The following is an 18,810-nucleotide window of genomic DNA, read 5'->3' on the forward strand; positions in this document are numbered from 1 at the left end:
GGGTGCATGTGTCATACCCTCAGGCGGGCCCAGGGAATAGAAACCTTCGGCAGCGCCTTGCTTATCATTGGCCCTTGAAGCTCTGCGCATTCCAGTGCTCGCAACATTTTTAAACCGTCACTGGTTGCAACACCATCAGCAATGCTCAATAAACCGCGGGAATGAATCAATTTTATCGTGGATGCCAATTCTCGACGCTTTTCCGTGTGCAGAAGGGCCGTTTTAATGATCTTTGGTGAAAATTTGATGGCATCTACTGACATCATGAACAGGTCCTGCACGTTTGTGCCTCCTACTCCGAAATTTGACACTATTATTGATACTTCATTCTTTTTCAGTTTTTCAAGATAATTCGTGCTCTTCGCGTCTGCAGCCCGTAACGACTGCTCACTGACTTCAATTCCAAGCCATCCCGGTTTGAACTTTCGTTTGGAAGATTCAGCCAGGGCATAGGCGAGCGCGGGCGCACACAATCTATCGTTGATGGTGACGTCCACCGTGATCCTGAATTGGTAGTTGTGACGCGCCCACTCGTCCGCATCTGCGAACGCCAGCTTTAACATCCAGCCACAAAGCCCCTGAACCGACGCGGGATCTTTCAACATGGATTTAAAATCATCCAGTAACAGATCTCCTTTTTGCGGGTGATGCCAATGCACAATACCCTGCAGTGCAGAAAAGTATCCCGTGCGGGTATTCAGCCTGGGCTCGTAGAAGAGCGAGAACTCATGCTTATCCATGGCAGCACGCAATTCTGCACCGTCTGCATCGCCACCAAAATCATGAATAGCTTCATTCTTACCGCTGGATTTTAAGCTCTGTTTATCGGCCTGGGCAGCGCTCGCCATTTTTGCTGCCTGGTCGACCAAAGCCTGCGGGTTATTCTCTGTGTCATGCCTGCCTTTGCGATGCAGGCCAGCGCTAGCGGTCAACTGGTAGTCTTTGCCATTGATACTAACGGGCTTTGCCAGCAGTTCTTCGACCAGTTTCTGCATACTGGATGCGTCAAGATCCTGCCCAACCTGGATACCCAACAGCTCGTTGTCAGACAGCTGACTAACATGAGCCCCCTCACCCAACCGGGCCTTAAGCTGCTCCGCCAGTGCTCGAATCAGCTGATTGGTAGTTTCTTTGTCCGCGCTCTGACGGATATGGTCCAGGTTGTTCACACGGACATTGAGCAAGTCCAGCTCCTGAGTATCGAGACTGGCAGACTTCAACACTTTCTCAAGGTATTTGATGGTCGCCTTCTCATTGGGCAGACCGGTACCCCTGACATGATGCTGCGCCACGTACAGCTCGGATTGCAACCAACTGATCAGGCGCTGCAACAGCCCCCCAAGTAAACCTCCGCCAAACAGCCCTGTGCTTCTGACCCAGAACTCAGCATCAACGGTTTCGACGCTTACAAATAGTCCACCCGGACTCATCAATGCGGCACACACCATCGCAGTCACACAGCCTACTATTGGGCCACTGGCCAGACCCACCAGAAACACAACCAGCGTTATCCATATTTCGATGTCAGATGGCAGACCGCCGCCAATAAAGGCTATTCGCATCAAAATCGCGATACACACCCACAGCACGATGCAGACCAGTGTCTGTAGCTCGGCAGGCAGCCGGTAATACGCATTGACGATCGTGTTGAGCTTACTCATGAATCTTCGGATATGGGCCATATGCAGTCAGGGCTCCCTACCTTTTTCAGCTTTGCGCTTTTGCGCTTTTGCGCTTTTGAGCTTTTGAGCTTTTGTTGTTTTTGTTTTTACTTACCTGCGTGCTGCAAACTCCCCGGATTGACTATACCGTAACACTAGGCAAAAATAGAAGCTTACCTGCGCACAAGGTTCCAATGAAAATTTCCCTCGTCCCAGCATCATTACAACAGTTTGTGTCTCACCTGGTTTTGGCGACGCCGACCTTTGTCAGCATTTGCTTGATGGCCACTGCTATAACTGCATCAGCACAGGACGGCAATCGCTGGTATCAGATTGAAGTTACCGTGTTTGCGCATGAGAACTCCAACCTGCAGCAGGAGCAATGGCCCACCCAGGACCTGGCGCTCAGTTATCCAGAGCAAACGCGCGAACTGGACAGCCTGCTGAAACACCTGAGCCTGGATGACTGGAGCGTGCTGCAGCCAGTCTCGGCAACCCGGATGCCAAACAATGAGATTGCCGTAGACGGGGACAGTGATGAGCCCCTGTTATCACCCGGACCCAACGCGTTGCGCAGCAGTAATTACCGTTTGCCGGATACCTTGCGCGATGCGTTTGTCGCCCTGCTCGCCGCAGATCACGACTTTACCCAGACCAATCGGGCCCTGACGCAGTCAACGGCTTACCGGGTGCTGTATCACAATGCCTGGCGCCAGCCGGTATTACGGGCGCCAGATGCCACGCCCATCGCCATTGCCGGTGGCCGCCAGTTTGGTCAGCATCATGAGCTTGAAGGCACACTGACCATTCGTTTCAATCAATCGCGGGACCGTGTGCTGCTGGACACCAATTTATGGCTGGCCCGTTTCAGTAGCCAGCTCAACAGTCAGCCACCGGAGCAGTCGAACATGCTGCAGTTGCCACAGTCGCCCTTCGCACCAGACCTGCCTGAACAGACACCTGACCTGATCAGCACTGCATCAGACAATCAACCAGCGCTAACAGAACGCTACTATGCATCACAGGTCTTTGCCATGAACGACAGCCGGCCCATGCGCAGCAATGAATTTCACTACCTCGATCACCCGGCCATCGGCGTTCTGGTGCAGGTATTCCCCTACGAGCCGCCAGCGCCTCCCGCTAGCGCATTTCCGGGAAGCGGCGCGCCGCTGTAAGTAACAGATGATGAATCTGATCCATGCCCTGCGCCAGCACCGCACGGATGGCAGGCATGGTGATGACATCGTCTGACAGACCCGCCGCCCAGTTCACCGACAGACACACGCTGGCATACGCCAGACCCAGTTCACGTGCCAGCGCCGCCTCAGGCATGCCGGTCATACCCACCATATCGCAGCCATCATTCTGCAGACGGCGGACTTCAGCCACGCTTTCCAGCCGCGGCCCCTGCGTGGCGCCATAGACACCCTGCGGCCAGACCGGCAGATTCAGCTCATCTGCACTGGCCATTAACAACTGCCGCAGCGACCTGTTATAAGGCTCGGTAAAATCGATGTGAGTGACACTGGCCGTGAAACGGTCCACAGACTCAATATCAACCGCATCGCCGTCAAAATAGGTGTGTGCCCGACCATGGGTGTAATCAATGATCTGCTCCGGAATGGCGATGACACCAGGCCCCATCTGTCGATGGATACCGCCCACCGCATTAACGGCCAGCACCGAGGTGATCCCCAGCTCGCGCAGAGCAAACATATTGGCGCGATAGTTGATACGATGTGGCGGCACTGTATGTCCGTCCCCATGACGCGGCAGAAAATGCACGGCCGCTGAATCACCCGGCAGATGGCCGCGCGCAACCGGCACCGCCGCATCCTGATACGGCGTCTGCACCTGGGCCACCCGTTCCACCTCAAAACCGGGCAACTGATTCAGGCCGGTGCCACCAATAAACGCTAACATACACTGTCTCCGAATTTGTCAGCAGGCAGTATAACAACGAAATCGTCCTGCCGGAGTTGACAGCATGAGCAAAATTATTCCTAAAATGAGCGTTTCGACATATCGGTCATGGATTTCCCGATGAAACGATTATTGATGCTGCTGTGGCACCAGAAACAGCGACTGCCGGGCGCGCTGCCCCGCGCCATCTACAAACAGATGCGCAGACGCGGCTACGCGCCCGCCTATGAATTCACTTCGGATTTTTTTGGTCTGGAATATCATGGCAATCTGAGTAACAACATTGATTTCGCCATTTATTTCTACGGCGCATTTGAAAAACCACTGCTGTATTTCATGCGGGACGCGATTGAGGCCATTGCCGAACACGACGGTGTGTTTGTGGATGTCGGCGCCAATGTCGGCCAGCATTCGTTATTCATGTCGCAACGCGCCAAATCTGTCATCGCCTTTGAGCCCTATGCGCCAGTCCGCGAGCGCCTGGCGCATCAGATTCGACTGAATGCGATACGCAACATCAAGGTAGAGTCGTTGGGCCTGAGCGATGACAACACCCTGCAGGCGTTCTATGCCCCTACCGGCGATAACGCCGGCATTGGCTCTTTTGACGAAAGCACCACTGAAAAGGGCAATGTCCTGCTCGGCGAGCTGGAGTTGATACGGGGAGACGATTACTTTGCCGACAACCCACCAGACTATCTGCACATGATCAAGATTGACGTGGAGGGTTTTGAAAAACCGGCCCTGCAGGGCTTGCAGAAAACCCTGCAGCGCTACCGGCCACTGATCATCTGTGAACTGAGCTACGGCAATGCCCTGTCATTCAAAACCCGCGACGAAATCATGCAGTGCCTGCCGGAGAACTACGTGCTGCTGCAGTTCAACAAACGCAACTCTGACGGCAGCAAGAACCGCCGCAAAGACGGCAAATCACGCATCAGCGGCGCCTATGACCTGATTCCCTACGCCGGACCACTGGACACCGGCCAGGATGACCTGATCGCCTGCCCGCTGGAGTACCGGCAAACGATTCCCCGGGTCGGTGTGTAAGTCCGCGAGATCCCAGCTCCCTTCGACGCTTGCACAAGGCCCGGGTAGCGGGTGGCAGCATTCAGCCCAATCAGGCCGCGCTTTTCCTTTTGCGGATCACCCGATCAGCGGGAGGACTGTCTGAATCCCGAGCAGCGCAGCTGCGAGGTTGAGTTCCGCCCCGCCGGGTGATCCGTGAAAGGAGGCGGTCGGGCTGGATCTGCTACCCGCTGACCGGGCCGCTCTCGAACATAGCCGAATCGGCAGGAATGACGCGGGCCATCCATGGCCCTTGCCCTACGGGTGACCTGCGGTCATCCAAAACGGCTTTCCTGCCGTTTTGTCGAACCGGCAGGTTCAATTCTGCTGCCGGGCGCGCCAAACAAAAAAGGCCACCCTAAGGTGACCTATTATGTTTGGCGCGCCCGGCAGGAATCGAACCTGCAACCCCCGGCTTAGAAGGCCGGTGCTCTATCCGATTGAGCTACGGGCGCAAAGCAGGCTCTGCTCCGCTGCTGACAACCCGGTCTGCCTCCTTGCCGGAAAACAGACCTTCAACGGGATGCGCTGGGAATATGGGGTGGCTGATGGGGCTCGAACCCACGACAACCGGAGTCACAGTCCGGGGCTCTACCAACTGAGCTACAACCACCATAAATCAACTGTCGATCGTAATGACCAATGTATACGTTTGCGAAATTGGTCGGGGTAGAGAGATTTGAACTCCCGACATCCTGCACCCAAAGCAGGCGCGCTACCAGACTGCGCTATACCCCGAATTCGCCCCGAAAACATACCATCGTCATCGCGAGGACGGCATAATACTCATGGAGGGCAGGTCCGTCAACGATTGATTGGAAATTCTACTCCCTTTCAATACGCCAGCGGCTGCCATCCGCGCCATCCTCCACCACCACTTTCATGGCATTAAGTTTATCGCGAATCTCATCCGCCAGCGCCCAGTTCTTGTCCTGACGCGCCTGTCGCCGCTGCGCGATCAGATCATCAATGGCCGCCGCATCCACGTCAGCAGCGCTATTGCGAAGAAAGTCCTCCGCTGAACCCTGCAACAGGCCCAGAACCCCACTCAGCTTCACCAGCAGTCTCGCCAGCTCACCCGCATGCGCCGGGTCCTCAGCTTTCGCCTTATTCAGGTCCCGTGCCAGTTCAAACAGGATAGCCACGGCCTCAGGCGTATTAAAATCGTCATCCATGGCCTGGCGAAACGCTTTTTCATAACGGCTGTTGGTCAAGTCACGGGCTGTCTCCGCGCCCGCATCACGAATTGCCAGATACAGCCGCTCCAACGCCGCTGCTGCCTGTTCCAGCCCCTGATCCGAATAGTTGATGGGGCTACGATACTGGCTTGCCACCAGCAGATAGCGCACCACTTCTGCCGGATACCTGGCCAACACCTCACGCACCGTGAAAAAATTGCCCAGCGACTTCGACATCTTTACATTGTCGACTCGCACCGATCCATTATGCATCCAGTAATTGGCTAAATGTTTGCCAGTGGCTGCTTCCGATTGTGCAATCTCGTTTTCGTGATGTGGGAACATCAGATCGGAGCCACCGCCATGGATATCGAACGACTCCCCCAGGCAGCAAGTCGACATTGCCGAGCACTCAATGTGCCAACCCGGTCGACCATAACCCCAGGGCGAGTCCCAGCCCACTTCCTCGTCTTTGGCCGCCTTCCATAACGCAAAATCACGCGGATCACGCTTCAGCTCACCGACTTCGATGCGGGCGCCAGCTAGCAACTCCTCCGGGTTCTTGTTGGAGAGTTTGCCGTAACCATCAAATTGCCGCACTGCGTAATACACATCGCCGTTGCTGGCGCGATAGGCATACTCCTGCGCAATCAGCTTCTCGATCATGGTAATGATCTCAGTGATATGCGCGGTAGCGCGCGGCTCGTGATCAGGACGCAAAACAGACAGGGCTGCTTCGTCTTCATGCGAAGCGGCAATAAATCGCTCTGTCAGGTCGGCAAAATACTCATCGTTTTCCTTGGCGCGGCGCAGGATTTTGTCATCTATATCAGTGATATTACGCACATAATTGACGTCATAACCCAGATAACGCAAATAACGCACGATGACATCGAAGGCAACAAACATGCGTGCGTGACCAATATGGCAGTAATCGTAGGTCGTGACACCGCAGACATACAGGTTCACCTTGCCCGGCTGCATGGGCACAAAGCGCTCTTTTTTGCGTGACAGCGTGTTGTAGATCTGTAAATCGTTATTCATCATCCTGATATCTTCGCCCATGAGTCTCGCAGGCTGACCGTACGGTTGACCACCAGTTTGCCTGGCTCACTGTCAATGCGGTCAACACAGAAATAACCTTCGCGTTCAAACTGAAAACTGTCTTCGGCTGCTGCCAGCGCCAGCGACGGCTCTGCCAGACAACCGGTCAGCACCTGCAATGAGTCCGGGTTCAGGCTGTCCTTGAAATCATCAAATGCCCTGTCGTCGGGATTGGCATTCAGGAACAATCTGTCATAAATACGGACTTCAGCCGCGACTGCGGTGGCGGCTGGCACCCAGTGAATCACACCCTTGACCTTGCGACCTACCGGGTTCTGCCCCAGGGTCTGGTCATCATAGCTGCAACGCAACTCAATCACCTCGCCTGCATCATCCTTGATGACTTCGTCGCAACGAATCACGTAGGCTCCACGCAGGCGCACTTCCGAACCTGTGGTCAGGCGTTTAAAACCGGGCGGTGGTACTTCTTCAAAGTCGCTACGGTCGATAAACAACTCCGCTGCAAATGGCAGCTCACGGTGCCCGATATCTTTTTTAGGATGTTTCGGCAATTGCAGCAGTTCCTGCTTGCCGGCCGGATAGTTGCTCAACGTGACTTTTAACGGACGCAACACACACATGGCACGCGGGGCGTTGCTATCCAGATCATCACGAATGCTGCTCTCCAGCATCCCCACATCAACAATGCTCTCACTGCGGCTCATGCCAATCATGTCGCAGAAGTGACGAATGCTGTGCGGGGTAAAGCCACGGCGGCGCAGGCCCGACAGGGTCGGCATGCGCGGATCATCCCAGCCCGAGACCAGGCCCAGCTCCACCAGCTCTTTCAGTTTGCGCTTGCTCATCACCGTATAGTTGATATTCAGGCGCGCAAACTCGGTCTGTTGCGGCATCACATAAGCCGACTCCGCAGTTTTGTTGCCCAGCGCGACACAGGCGGCATTCAACGACTCATCCGGCAGGTTCTGCAGGATCCAGTCATACAGTGGCCGGTGATCTTCAAACTCCAGCGTACACAGCGAATGCGTGACATGTTCCAACGCATCGGAAATGCAGTGCGCGTAGTCGTACATCGGGTACACCTTCCATGTTTCCCCGGTCTGGTGATGGTTGATGCTGCGAATGCGGTAAATAACCGGGTCACGCATGTTGATGTTGGGCGATGCCATGTCTATTTTTGCGCGCAGGCTGTGCGCCCCGTTGTCAAACTCGCCCGCCTGCATGCGGGTGAACAGGTCCAGGTTCTCCTCGATAGTGCGACTGCGGAACGGGCTGTCACGGCCGGGTTCGGTGAGGGTGCCACGGTACTCGCGCGCCTGGTCCGGTGTCAGACTGCACACATACGCCTTGCCCAGACGAATCAGCTCAACGGCAAAATCGTAGAGATGCTGAAAATAGGACGAGGTATAACGAATATCACCCTGCCAGTTGAAACCCAGCCAGCGGATGTCCTCACGAATGGCGTCGATATACTCCTGGCTTTCTTTTTCCGGGTTGGTGTCATCAAAACGCAGATTGCAGGCGCCTGTATAACCGGCATCGGAATAGGACTGCGCCAGACCAAAGTTCAGGCAGATCGATTTAGCATGACCAATGTGCAGGAAGCCATTGGGTTCGGGCGGGAACCGGGTCTGAACGCGGCCACCATGTTTGCCTGCCGCCAGGTCCTGATCCACCAGATGCCGGATAAAATTTGATGGACCCTTGCTGTCGGACTTGTCAGCATTCGCGGGGATTTCAGCGTGATCGGTTTTGCTTGCGTCTGTCATAGTGGCAATTCTGCTTTCTCAGGAGGCTCAAAGCCATTAGTATAACGATTCGCAGCCTTTCTCATAAGAGGCGATGGCGGTTTAAACGTGCCCGAGCGCTGGCAAACAGCCCCAATCCGGCCATTTTTTTGCCCGACCGCACCGATACATGACAATTAAACGATATCACCATCCATTTATACCTTAAGAGCACAGTGCATCATGATTGTTTTAAAAACCAACTACGGCGACATCCACATTGAACTGGATTTTGACAATGCTCCCCTGTCCGCTGCCAATTTTCTGGCTTACGCCCGCAGCGGCTTTTATGACGGCACCATCTTTCATCGTGTCATCGATAACTTCATGATTCAGGGCGGCGGTTTCGAGTCCGGCATGGAACAGAAAGACAACGGCGACCCTATCCAGAATGAAGCTGACAATGGCCTCACCAATGATATCGGGACGCTGGCCATGGCACGCACCTCCGATCCGCATTCGGCCACCTCACAGTTTTTCATCAATGTCGGTGACAATGCTTTTCTTAATCACAAGAACAAAAGCTCGCAAGGGTGGGGTTATGCCGTGTTTGGCAAGGTCACCGATGGCATGGATGTCGTGAACCGCATAAAACAATGTAAAACCGGTTATGTCGGTGGGCATCAGGATGTACCATTGGATGAGGTGATTATTACCGCCACGGAAGTCACCTACCCCGACGACAAGTAACCACCAACGATACAAGTCATCAACGGATTCATGGCTGAATATGAGCGATAACAAGAACAAAACCCTGTTTATCTCCGATCTGCACCTGGATACCGATACGCCGACCATTCTGCAAAGTCTGCTCGCGATTCTGCATACCCGGGCGCCAGGGGCGGATGCGCTCTATATTCTGGGGGATCTGTTTGAGGCCTGGGTCGGTGACGATGATCAAAGCGACGTCGCCGATCAGGTCGCCGCCGAGTTGATGACACTGAGCCAGGCCGGCACCCGCATTTACCTGATGCATGGTAATCGTGATTTTCTGATCGGTCAGGATTATGCTGAGCGTTGTGGTGCCGAGCTATTGCAGGAGCCCACGGTCATTGAGTGTTATGGCCGGCGGGTGGCGTTGGTGCATGGCGACAGCCTGTGTACCCGGGACACGGCCTATATGGCGTTTCGCAAGCAGATGCGCGATCCCGTCTGGCAACAGACCTTTCTCGATCGCCCCTTGCTGGAACGGCACATGGTCGCACAGCAGATTCGTCAGAAGAGCCAGGATGCCAACAGTCAGAAAGCCTCTGACATCATGGATGTGACCCATCAGGAGGTCATCAACCTGATGGAATCCCTGCAGGTCAATATTCTGGTGCACGGGCACACGCACCGGCCCGGCATCCATACCATCCGGCTGCATGATCATCCGATCAACGGCAGCGATGAAGCCGTCCGCATTGTGCTGGGAAGCTGGGATCAGAAGGCCTGGGTGCTGGAGTTCAGTGCGGATGGTTATGACCTCAAACCGTTTGCGCATCCGGAGAAGGTCGCCGCCGCCAACGCCTGAGTGTCGAAACGGGTACCTCGATGTTGAACAGGCAAGTTTCCGAGTCAGGACATCAATTCCGGGAAATAGCGCACGCGGTGTGCTTCGCATAAGCGCAGCAACTGCACATCCATGTCTTCCGCCAGTTCGGCCAGCGTCAGGTGCTGCCACTCCTCGCGAACATCCACACCATACTCCGCTAAGCTCTGGATCTGGCGATGCCGCTTCTTCAGCAGGCTGTGCAGCCAGCTGGCCGGCGACATGTCCGGATTACAGGGCACCGCCTGCCGTTTCAGCCCTGCCGCCAGCTCCTGGCTGTTGCGGATGATGAAACGGGCTTCCACGATGGGTTGTACCAGCGCCTCAATGCGCTGCAATACCGCCAGTTTTTCCTGTTCGGAGTAGGCATTCCAGTCGATCACCTCAAAGGCAAAACGTTTGCAGCCCCGGCAGATGGGGTCGCCAACGGAGGTGGTGGAGCAAATTCCGATGCACGGTGTCTTGACCGCCGCTTTTGTCATGGTCTGTCCTGGGTTGTCTTTGGTTATCTTGGGTTGTCTGGGGTTGTCTTAGGATGTTTGTGTCGAACTGTGCACGTCCGCCTGCGTATGAGTGGACGTACAACTGGAAATTTTTGCCATTTTACACTAAAATCATGGCCCATTTTTCACCGCTTACCCAATCTATCATCATACCAAGCTGAAGGGGATTACTGTGTTAGAAGCATATCGCAAGCATGTGGCTGAACGAGCTGAAATGGGCATCGTGCCCAAACCACTGGACGCAGCACAGGTTGCCGAGCTGGTAGAACTGCTCAAGAACCCGCCGGCTGGCGAAGAAGAGTTCATTCTGGACCTGATCACCAACCGTGTACCCGCCGGAGTTGATGAAGCAGCCTACGTGAAAGCGGGCTTTCTGTCAGCCGTTGCCAAAGGTGAAGTAAAATCACCGCTGATCGACAGCAAACACGCCGTTAAACTGCTGGGCACCATGCTTGGCGGCTACAACATTACCACCCTGGTTGACCTGCTGGATGACAAAACACTGGGCGAAGCAGCGGCGGAAGAGCTCAAGCACACCCTGCTGATGTTTGATGCCTTCCACGATGTGGAAGAAAAAGTGAAGGCCGGCAATGCCAACGCCAAAGCTCTGATGGAATCCTGGGCCGAAGCCGAATGGTTCCTGAACCGTCCGGAAGTGCCAAAGAAGCTGACCGCCACCGTTTACAAAGTGCCTGGCGAAACCAATACCGATGATCTGTCACCGGCACCCGATGCCTGGTCACGTCCGGATATTCCGCTGCACGCACTGGCTATGTACAAAATGCCACGTGAAGGTGTCACCAATGCTGCCGAACAGATTGCCGAATTAAAAAAGAAAGGCCACCCGGTCGCGCTGGTCGGTGACGTCATGGGTACCGGTTCATCACGCAAATCCGCCACCAACTCGGTGCTGTGGAACATTGGTGATGACATCCCCTTTATTCCCAACAAGCGCGATGGCGGTATCTGCATCGGCAGCAAAATTGCCCCGATTTTCTTCAACACCATGGAAGATGCCGGCGCCCTGCCCATTGAATGTGATGTGGAAAACATGAATACTGGCGATGTCATCGACATCTACCCCTACGAAGGCAAAGTACTCGCGCACGGCAGCGATGAGCTGGTCTGCGACTTCGACTTAAAAACCGATGTGCTGCTGGACGAAGTTCGCGCAGGCGGCCGGATTCCGCTGATCATTGGCCGCGGTCTGACCGACAAGGCGCGCGCGTCCCTGGGCCTGCCTCACTCTACCGTGTTCCGCATTCCGTTCCAGGTAGCCGAAAGCGACAACGGTTTTACGCTGGCACAGAAAATGGTGGGCAAGGCCTGTGGTGTTAAAGGTGTGCGTCCGGGCAGCTATTGCGAACCCAAGATGACCACCGTTGGCTCACAGGACACCACCGGTCCGATGACCCGTGACGAACTGAAAGACCTGGCCTGTCTGGGCTTTTCTGCCGATCTGGTGATGCAGTCGTTCTGTCACACCGCGGCTTACCCCAAGCCGGTCGACATCGACACGCAGCACACGCTGCCTGACTTTATCCAGACCCGTGGCGGCGTTGCCCTGCGCCCTGGCGACGGCATCATCCACAGCTGGCTGAACCGCATGCTGTTGCCTGATACCGTTGGCACCGGTGGTGACTCTCACACCCGTTTCCCGCTGGGCATTTCTTTCCCGGCCGGTTCCGGCCTGGTGGCGTTTGCGGCTGCCACCGGCGTCATGCCATTGGACATGCCGGAATCAGTACTGGTGCGTTTCAAAGGCGAAATGCAGCCAGGCATCACGCTGCGCGACCTGGTCAACGCGATTCCTTACGCGGCGCTGCAGTCGGGCGACCTGACCGTGGCCAAGAAAGGCAAAAAGAACATTTTCTCTGGCCGCATCCTGGAAATCGAAGGTCTGCCGGACCTGAAAGTGGAACAGGCATTTGAGTTGTCTGACGCCTCCGCCGAACGTTCGGCTGCTGGTTGCACCATCCGTCTGGGGCAGGAGCCGATCAGTGAATACTTCCGCTCCAACGTTGCCCTGCTGCGCTGGATGATCAGCGAAGGTTATGGCGATGCGCGGACGCTGGAGCGTCGTGCCCGCGCCATGGAAGCCTGGCTGGAAGAACCCAAGCTGATGGAGCCGGACGCGGATGCGGAGTACCACAAGATCATCGAGATCGACCTGAATGAAATCAAGGAGCCTTTGCTGGCCTGTCCGAACGATCCGGACGATGTGAAAACGCTGAGCGATGTTCAGGGCACCAAGATTGATGAGGTGTTCATTGGCTCGTGCATGACCAACATCGGTCACTTCCGTGCGGCCAGTGAAGTACTTAAGCAGGTTACCGGCTCTCTGCCGACTCGCCTGTGGATTTCACCGCCCACCAAAATGGACCAGCATCAGTTGACCGAAGAAGGCATCTACAGTGTCTTTGGCGTCGCCGGCGCACGTACCGAGATGCCGGGCTGCTCACTGTGCATGGGTAACCAGGCGCGGGTGGCTCCGAGATCAACGGTGATTTCAACGTCGACACGGAACTTCCCGAACCGTCTGGGTGATGGTGCCAATGTATACCTGGCGTCGTCGGAGCTGGCAGCAGTAGCGTCGGCTCTGGGCAAAATCCCGACCATGGATGAGTACATGTCGTATATGGGCAATGTCAAAACCATGTCTGACAACATCTACCGTTATCTGAACTTCAACGAGATCAAGTCGTACATGGAAGCCGCGGAACGCCAGAAAGCGATCCCGGTGACCAACATCGCTAACGTGGCGTAACTCCTAAGTTATTGCCACATCCTCAAGCGGCACGGGCAGTGGGTCTCAGACTCCTGCCCGTTTTTTTTGGACAACGGCCCGGCCAGCGGGTGGCAGATTCAGCCCGACCGCTTCCTTTCACGTGTCACCCGGCGGGGGGGAACTCGACCTCGCGCGCTTCGCGGGCTCGGGACTCAGACAGTCCCGCCCGCTGATCGGGTGACCCGCAAAAGGAAAAACGCGGCCTGATTGGGCTGAATGCTGCCACCCGCTACCCGGGCCTAGTGCACGCATTCAGTCGCAGATTGGCACAAGGGCCGGGGGCTGGAGGGAGCACTGGGAACCAATCAGGCCATGTATTCTTCTTTTTCCCCACACCCGATCAGCGGTAGGACTGTTTGAGTCCCGAGCAGCAGTGCTGCGAGGTCGAGTTCCGCACCGCAGGGTGTGGGGGTAAAGAAGATGGTCGGTTCCCAGTCCTTCCTCCAGCCCCCGGCCCGGTCTCAAGAAACACCGACTAGTTCATAGCAGAATAAAAAAAGTGCCGGGGCAAGTGCAGCCCCCCGACACCAAAGGTGAGTTCGTTAGCGTTTCTCAACCCAATAATCTGTCACCACCCCATCACTTATCTCCAACGCCAACGTCTCCGCCGATTCACGTTCGATATTGATGTTGAACAACAGGAACAGGCCAATCTCCGACTCCCGTTCCGATGTGTTGCGATAGCGCCATACTTCCCGGCCATTGTCATAAGTGCTGACTCGATCCGGGCTGCCAAAATTGTTTCGTATCCAGTCTGCCCGCGTGCTACCCACATCGACACGATCCAGCTCCCCCTGGTCCCACTGTTGATCACCAATGCTCTCGCGCGAATCAACCACGAACAAACAGCCCGTCATCGTTGCTGCCACCAATACCAATCCGATTAATCTGATCATGCGGTTTATAACTCCTGTTATTGTTAAATGTTCCACCTGCACCTGCACGTGTCATGACAGGGCAAATGCAGCTTTCGTGCCAGACTCAAAAAACAGCGCATGCTATTGATTTATATTATGTTTATTTAAAGCCAATAAACATCACTGTTGCCAACGCCGCCGTAAAGTCTCAGCGACGACCACCTGTTGGCAAAATCCGCCAACCCGGCGACCGTTATTACTGCACGATCAGACTTAACAACAACTGAACCAGGAACGGGATGCATGACCGCAAGCATGCGGCAGAGCGAGGTGACGCAATTATTCGCTAACCCTATACTGAATGCCTGCCATTTCACGTACCGGGACGTCACTATGAAACAATGGAACCTCAAACTGAACAAAACCATTTCCACCACCCTGCTTGGCGCCCTGCTCACCACCGTGTCAGTGCCCGTTCTGGCACAGAACGAAATTATTCGGGGTGAGCTGCCGCCAATGCCGACAGTACAATGGATATCCGAGCCTTCAGATTATAAAGTAGAAGAATTTGCCAACGATCTGCAGGTGGTCTGGAGCATCAAATTTGCCCCCGATGGCAGAATGTTTGTTACCGAACGTCCTGGCCGCGTTCGCATCATTTCCGCCGATGGCGTCATGGATCCACAACCCTGGCTGTCAATTGAAGAGCGCATCTTTTTCCAGGGCGAAAGCGGCCTGACCGGCCTGGCATTCCATCCCGACTACCCTGCCGATCCGCGCGTCTATGTCATGTATACCTACATGACTGATGAGGGGCCCTACAATCGCATCAGTTATTACACAGATGATCAGGGTCGTGCCGGTGAAGAAACCGTGCTTTATGATGAGCTGGCAGCGCAGGCACAGGGCGGCAGCCACAGTGGCGGCACGCTTCAGTTCGGTAGCGATGGCATGTTGTATGTAGCCACTGGCGATGCCTTTGAACGGCAACGTTCCAACGATCTGAACGACCTGTCCGGCGCCGTGCTGCGCATCACCCCTGAAGGAGAGGTACCCGCTGACAACCCCTGGGAAGACAATCCGATCTGGGCTCATGGCATGCGCAACCCGCACGGGCTGAGCTGGCAACCCGCCACCGGCAACCTGTTCACCGGCGACCACGGTCCTACCGGCGAAGATGGCCTGATGGCACATGACCGCATTGTGGTGCTTGAAGGTGGCCGCCACCATGGCTGGCCGGTGATGGTGGGTGCTATTGACTCACCGGATTATGTCGATCCGATTCTGACTTTCGTACCGTCTTCTCCGCCCGGCGATGTCATGTTTTATGACAATGACCTGATGCCTGAATTGCAGAACGATCTGTTTGTATCCGTACTGGGGTTTCAGCCTCAGGATCGTCAGAATCTGATGCGAATCCGTTTCCAGGATCCGTCAAACCCGAGCAAACCCACAGCGATTGAGCGCTGGTTTAACGACGGTGAAGGAAATAGCGTTTACGGTCGGTTGCGCGCGCTGGCAACGGGTCCTGATGGCGCCATCTATGTTGGTACCAGCAATCACGATGGCCGACAGATGACGGCACACCATCGCGAGCAGCCCGACCGTATATTGCGAATCACGCCTGCCAATTAATTTTATTGGGGCGGAGGTTTATGTATGGGGACGGAGGAGATACTTTTGCCTACGGCACAAAGTATCTCCTCCGTCCCCATAAATCACATAAATCAGTTGGCCTTCAGGCTCTTGCTGACCACTTCATAAACATCCCTGGACAGTTCCGGATCCGCCTGGATGCGTTCCAGTTCGGCTTTCATCAGATGCTGACGCTGTTGATTGTACTTCTGCCAGCGTGTCAGGGGTGTCAGCAGCCGCGCTGCAATCTGCGGATTCAAGCGGTTCAGGGTAATAACCTGATCCGCGAGGAAGGTGTAACCCTCGCCGCTGAGGGCATGGAAGTTCACTGCATTCATGTTGCAGAACGCACTGATCAACGCCCGCGCCTTGTTGGGATTGCGGATATCAAACGCCTTGTGATTCATTAGCAGTTTCACCTGCGCCAGTGTGCCCGGACGAGACGCGATGGCCTGCACACTGAACCACTGATTGACCACTAGCGACTCATGCTGCCAGCGTTCATAGAAATCATTAAGTGCCTGCGTCCGCAGTGGTTGTGCTGCCTCCGCCGGGCTATTGACCAGCAGACGCAGGGCCGCATCGGCGTCGGTCATGTTGCCGGCTTCATTGAACTGTCGGTAGCAGATCTCCAGCCAGCGCGGTTCCTGTGTGCGGACCAGATAGGCCAGGCAGCAATTCTTCAGCGTACGACGGGCAATGCTGGCGGCGTCGGCGCTGTAAGGGGCATCTGACTGACACAGTTTATACAGATCAGCAAAGTTTTCCGCATGTTCCACCGCCAGCGCATCGGCCAGGGTTTCCCGTGCCCAGTGAATACCATCAACATCAATTTCATTGGACAACTCACTGAGATAGGCTTCTGAAGGCAGGCTCAATAGCTGCGCCAACATCGCCTGATCAAGTTCACCTGAGCCACGGGCATCAGCGACGGCGCTGCGCAGGATATCGCCCACCGCATCAAGCAGCCGCTTATCAATACCAGGCGACTGCCCGCGCTGGTGTTGTTGCAGAATTTCCTGGATAACAGCAACCGCCAGATCCTGTGCCGCACTCCAGCGATTAAAACCATCACTGTCACGCGTCATGATAAACAGCAGATCATCACGCGAATAATCAAACTGCAGTTTCACTGGCGCCGAGAAACCACGCAGCAGTGAAGGCACCGGCCTGGATTTAACTCCCTTGAACACAAAGCTCTGCACATCACTGGTCACGTCCAGAACTCTTTCGGTGGGGGCATCCGATGCCGCCGGCTCGCCCGACAGTACCAAGGGCAGTTCATCGCCATCAGCATTCAACAGACTCATGCGCAGCGGAATATGGAAAGCGTCCTTGTGAGACTGTTCCGGCGTTGGCGGGCACGACTGTCTAACCAGCAGTTCGTAGGTTTGCGCCGATGCATCATAGTTGTCACTGATTTTTAATTGTGGCGTGCCAGCCTGCGTATACCAGCGCCGGAACTGCCCCAGGTCAACACCACTGGCCGCTTCCATGGCCAGCACAAAATCCTCGGTGGTAACCGCCTGGCCGTCGTGACGGTCAAAATACAGGTCCGATCCCGCGCGGAATTTCTCCGGCCCTAACAGCTCACGGATCATACGCACCACTTCGGCACCCTTCTCATAGATGGTCAGGGTGTAAAAATTCGATATCTCCATATAGGAGTCAGGTCGCACTGGATGAGCCATGGGCCCGGCATCTTCGGCAAACTGGGCGGTGCGCAGGAAACTGACGTTTTCAACGCGCTTGACGCTACGCGATCCCATGTCGGCAGAGAATTCGGCGTCACGAAACACCGTGAAGCCCTCTTTCAGGCTTAGCTGGAACCAGTCACGACAGGTGACCCGGTTACCCGACCAGTTATGGAAATACTCATGCGCCACCACCGCTTCCACGCGCTGGAATGCCAGATCGGTGGTCGTGGCCGGATTGGCCAGTACACAGGAGGTGTTAAAAATATTGAGGCCCTTGTTTTCCATGGCCCCCATATTAAAATCATCAACTGCCACGATCATGAAGATATCCAGGTCATACTCGCGACCATACACCTCTTCATCCCAGCGCATCGCATGCTTGAGCGAGTCCATGGCGTGATCGCATTTATCCAGGTCTTTTTCTTCGACAAAAATACGCAGCGTGATATCGCGCTGGCTGCAGGTGGTGAAGGTATCTTCGATATGTTTCAGGTCGCCGGCTACCAGGGCAAACAGGTAGCAGGGTTTACGAAACGGGTCTTCCCATGTGACCCAGTGCCGGCCGCCATCCAGATCACCGTGCGCGATATCATTGCCATTGGACAACAGCACCGGATACTTGTCCTTGTCGGCAACAATAGTGGTGGTGAACACTGACATGACATCAGGCCGATCAAGGTAATAGGTAATCTTGCGGAACCCTTCCGCCTCACATTGCGTGCAGAACATCGTACGGGACTTGTACAGGCCCTCCAGACTGGTATTTTCCTGGGGCTTGATTACAGTCACGCACTCAAGCACAAACCCCGCATCCGGCGACTGGCTGGCAAACGCCGATACCGAGTTGATGGTTAATGACTCATCGGCCACGACATAATCATTTGATGACAGTTCGTTGCCGTCAATGCGCAACGACTCCAGCACCATGTCCTGACCGTCCAGCTGCAATGTGTCCTCAACATTCCCTGCCAGATCCGGATTGCGCCGCAAAACGAGCCGGGACGTCACCCGGGTCCGGGTTTCATCAAGATCAAAATGCAACTCGGTCTTTTCGATCAGGAATGCAGGTGCCTGGTAGTCTTTCAGAAAAATGGTTCGGGCCTGTGCGTCTCGCATG

The 18,810-nt window shown here is 55.2% G+C and carries 13 protein-coding genes and 3 tRNA genes; 6 read left to right on the plus strand and 10 right to left on the minus strand.

Annotated elements, in window-relative coordinates:
* Positions 1 to 11: 11 nt before the first annotated feature.
* A complete protein-coding gene (locus tag PHACT_RS13145; protein WP_245730812.1) occupies positions 12 to 1,448 on the minus strand; it encodes an EAL domain-containing protein in 1,437 nt (478 codons plus the stop codon).
* 494 nt (positions 1,449 to 1,942) lie between these two features.
* Here PHACT_RS13145 and PHACT_RS13150 point away from each other — a divergent pair, with 494 nt between their 5' ends.
* Positions 1,943 to 2,836 carry a CsiV family protein gene (locus tag PHACT_RS13150; RefSeq protein WP_070118738.1) on the plus strand — a complete coding sequence of 298 codons (894 nt, stop codon included), beginning with the start codon at positions 1,943 to 1,945 and terminating at the stop codon, positions 2,834 to 2,836.
* Here the strand turns inward: PHACT_RS13150 and PHACT_RS13155 are convergent.
* Complete coding sequence (locus PHACT_RS13155; RefSeq protein WP_070118739.1) at positions 2,802 to 3,584, minus strand: S-methyl-5'-thioinosine phosphorylase; 783 nt, start codon at positions 3,582 to 3,584, stop codon at positions 2,802 to 2,804. The genes PHACT_RS13150 and PHACT_RS13155 overlap by 35 nt on opposite strands.
* Positions 3,585 to 3,704: 120 nt before the next feature.
* Here PHACT_RS13155 and PHACT_RS13160 point away from each other — a divergent pair, with 120 nt between their 5' ends.
* Positions 3,705 to 4,634, plus strand: a complete 930-nt coding sequence (locus PHACT_RS13160; protein WP_070118740.1) for an FkbM family methyltransferase — start codon at positions 3,705 to 3,707, stop codon at positions 4,632 to 4,634.
* Between the two features lie 396 nt (positions 4,635 to 5,030).
* On the opposite strand, the gene PHACT_RS13165 is transcribed toward PHACT_RS13160, so the two are convergent.
* The 5 genes from PHACT_RS13165 to PHACT_RS13185 all read right to left on the minus strand — a co-directional run bounded on the left by PHACT_RS13165 (position 5,031) and on the right by PHACT_RS13185 (position 8,664).
* Positions 5,031 to 5,107, minus strand: a tRNA-Arg gene (locus PHACT_RS13165).
* 82 nt (positions 5,108 to 5,189) lie between these two features.
* Positions 5,190 to 5,265: transfer RNA gene (locus PHACT_RS13170), tRNA-His, on the minus strand.
* Between the two features lie 48 nt (positions 5,266 to 5,313).
* A tRNA-Pro gene (locus PHACT_RS13175) sits at positions 5,314 to 5,390 on the minus strand.
* Positions 5,391 to 5,476: 86 nt separating this feature from the next.
* Positions 5,477 to 6,874 carry a cysteine--tRNA ligase gene (gene cysS / locus PHACT_RS13180; protein ID WP_070118741.1) on the minus strand — a complete coding sequence of 466 codons (1,398 nt, stop codon included), beginning with the start codon at positions 6,872 to 6,874 and terminating at the stop codon, positions 5,477 to 5,479.
* A complete protein-coding gene (locus PHACT_RS13185) occupies positions 6,874 to 8,664 on the minus strand; it encodes a glutamine--tRNA ligase/YqeY domain fusion protein (RefSeq protein WP_070118742.1) in 1,791 nt (596 codons plus the stop codon). The genes cysS and PHACT_RS13185 overlap by 1 nt, the downstream gene beginning before the upstream one ends.
* Before the next feature lie 201 nt (positions 8,665 to 8,865).
* Here PHACT_RS13185 and PHACT_RS13190 point away from each other — a divergent pair, with 201 nt between their 5' ends.
* The gene (locus tag PHACT_RS13190) at positions 8,866 to 9,372 is read left to right on the plus strand and encodes a peptidylprolyl isomerase (protein WP_070118743.1); all 507 of its coding nucleotides are present in this window, start codon (positions 8,866 to 8,868) and stop codon (positions 9,370 to 9,372) included.
* A 40-nt stretch (positions 9,373 to 9,412) separates the two neighbouring features.
* On the plus strand, positions 9,413 to 10,195 hold the full coding sequence (locus PHACT_RS13195) for a UDP-2,3-diacylglucosamine diphosphatase (protein WP_070118744.1): 783 nt from the start codon (positions 9,413 to 9,415) through the stop codon (positions 10,193 to 10,195).
* Positions 10,196 to 10,239: 44 nt separating this feature from the next.
* Here PHACT_RS13195 and PHACT_RS13200 read toward each other — a convergent pair whose 3' ends face one another.
* On the minus strand, positions 10,240 to 10,695 hold the full coding sequence (locus PHACT_RS13200) for a DUF1289 domain-containing protein (protein ID WP_070118745.1): 456 nt from the start codon (positions 10,693 to 10,695) through the stop codon (positions 10,240 to 10,242).
* 193 nt (positions 10,696 to 10,888) lie between these two features.
* Here PHACT_RS13200 and acnB point away from each other — a divergent pair, with 193 nt between their 5' ends.
* Complete coding sequence (acnB, locus tag PHACT_RS13205; RefSeq protein WP_070118746.1) at positions 10,889 to 13,483, plus strand: bifunctional aconitate hydratase 2/2-methylisocitrate dehydratase; 2,595 nt, start codon at positions 10,889 to 10,891, stop codon at positions 13,481 to 13,483.
* Between the two features lie 563 nt (positions 13,484 to 14,046).
* Here acnB and PHACT_RS13210 read toward each other — a convergent pair.
* Complete coding sequence (locus PHACT_RS13210) at positions 14,047 to 14,400, minus strand: hypothetical protein (RefSeq protein WP_070118747.1); 354 nt, start codon at positions 14,398 to 14,400, stop codon at positions 14,047 to 14,049.
* A 354-nt stretch (positions 14,401 to 14,754) separates the two neighbouring features.
* On the opposite strand from PHACT_RS13210, the gene PHACT_RS13215 reads away from it, so the two are divergent.
* Positions 14,755 to 15,996 (plus strand): PQQ-dependent sugar dehydrogenase, encoded by a 1,242-nt coding sequence (locus PHACT_RS13215; RefSeq protein ID WP_211284409.1) that lies wholly within the window; start codon positions 14,755 to 14,757, stop codon positions 15,994 to 15,996.
* A gap of 92 nt (positions 15,997 to 16,088) precedes the next feature.
* Here the strand turns inward: PHACT_RS13215 and pepN are convergent, their stop codons facing one another.
* Positions 16,089 to 18,809, minus strand: a complete 2,721-nt coding sequence (pepN, locus tag PHACT_RS13220; protein ID WP_070118749.1) for an aminopeptidase N — start codon at positions 18,807 to 18,809, stop codon at positions 16,089 to 16,091.
* Between the last annotated feature and the right edge of the window lies 1 nt (position 18,810).

It is taken from the genome of Pseudohongiella acticola, from assembly GCF_001758195.1.
Lineage (GTDB): Bacteria > Pseudomonadota > Gammaproteobacteria > Pseudomonadales > Pseudohongiellaceae > Pseudohongiella > Pseudohongiella acticola.

What these genes read in the sequence shown, in the direction of transcription:
- PHACT_RS13145 (WP_245730812.1), bottom strand. Translation starts at nt 1,448, where the DNA reads ATGGTGTGTGCCGCATTGATGAGTCCGGGTGGACTATTTGTAAGCGTC.
- PHACT_RS13150 (WP_070118738.1), top strand. Translation starts at nt 1,943, where the DNA reads ATGGCCACTGCTATAACTGCATCAGCACAGGACGGCAATCGCTGGTAT.
- PHACT_RS13155 (WP_070118739.1), bottom strand. Translation starts at nt 3,584, where the DNA reads ATGTTAGCGTTTATTGGTGGCACCGGCCTGAATCAGTTGCCCGGTTTT.
- PHACT_RS13160 (WP_070118740.1), top strand. Translation starts at nt 3,705, where the DNA reads ATGAAACGATTATTGATGCTGCTGTGGCACCAGAAACAGCGACTGCCG.
- cysS (WP_070118741.1), bottom strand. Translation starts at nt 6,874, where the DNA reads ATGAATAACGATTTACAGATCTACAACACGCTGTCACGCAAAAAAGAG.
- PHACT_RS13185 (WP_070118742.1), bottom strand. Translation starts at nt 8,664, where the DNA reads ATGACAGACGCAAGCAAAACCGATCACGCTGAAATCCCCGCGAATGCT.
- PHACT_RS13190 (WP_070118743.1), top strand. Translation starts at nt 8,866, where the DNA reads ATGATTGTTTTAAAAACCAACTACGGCGACATCCACATTGAACTGGAT.
- PHACT_RS13195 (WP_070118744.1), top strand. Translation starts at nt 9,413, where the DNA reads ATGAGCGATAACAAGAACAAAACCCTGTTTATCTCCGATCTGCACCTG.
- PHACT_RS13200 (WP_070118745.1), bottom strand. Translation starts at nt 10,695, where the DNA reads ATGACAAAAGCGGCGGTCAAGACACCGTGCATCGGAATTTGCTCCACC.
- PHACT_RS13210 (WP_070118747.1), bottom strand. Translation starts at nt 14,400, where the DNA reads ATGATCAGATTAATCGGATTGGTATTGGTGGCAGCAACGATGACGGGC.
- PHACT_RS13215 (WP_211284409.1), top strand. Translation starts at nt 14,755, where the DNA reads ATGAAACAATGGAACCTCAAACTGAACAAAACCATTTCCACCACCCTG.
- pepN (WP_070118749.1), bottom strand. Translation starts at nt 18,809, where the DNA reads ATGCGAGACGCACAGGCCCGAACCATTTTTCTGAAAGACTACCAGGCA.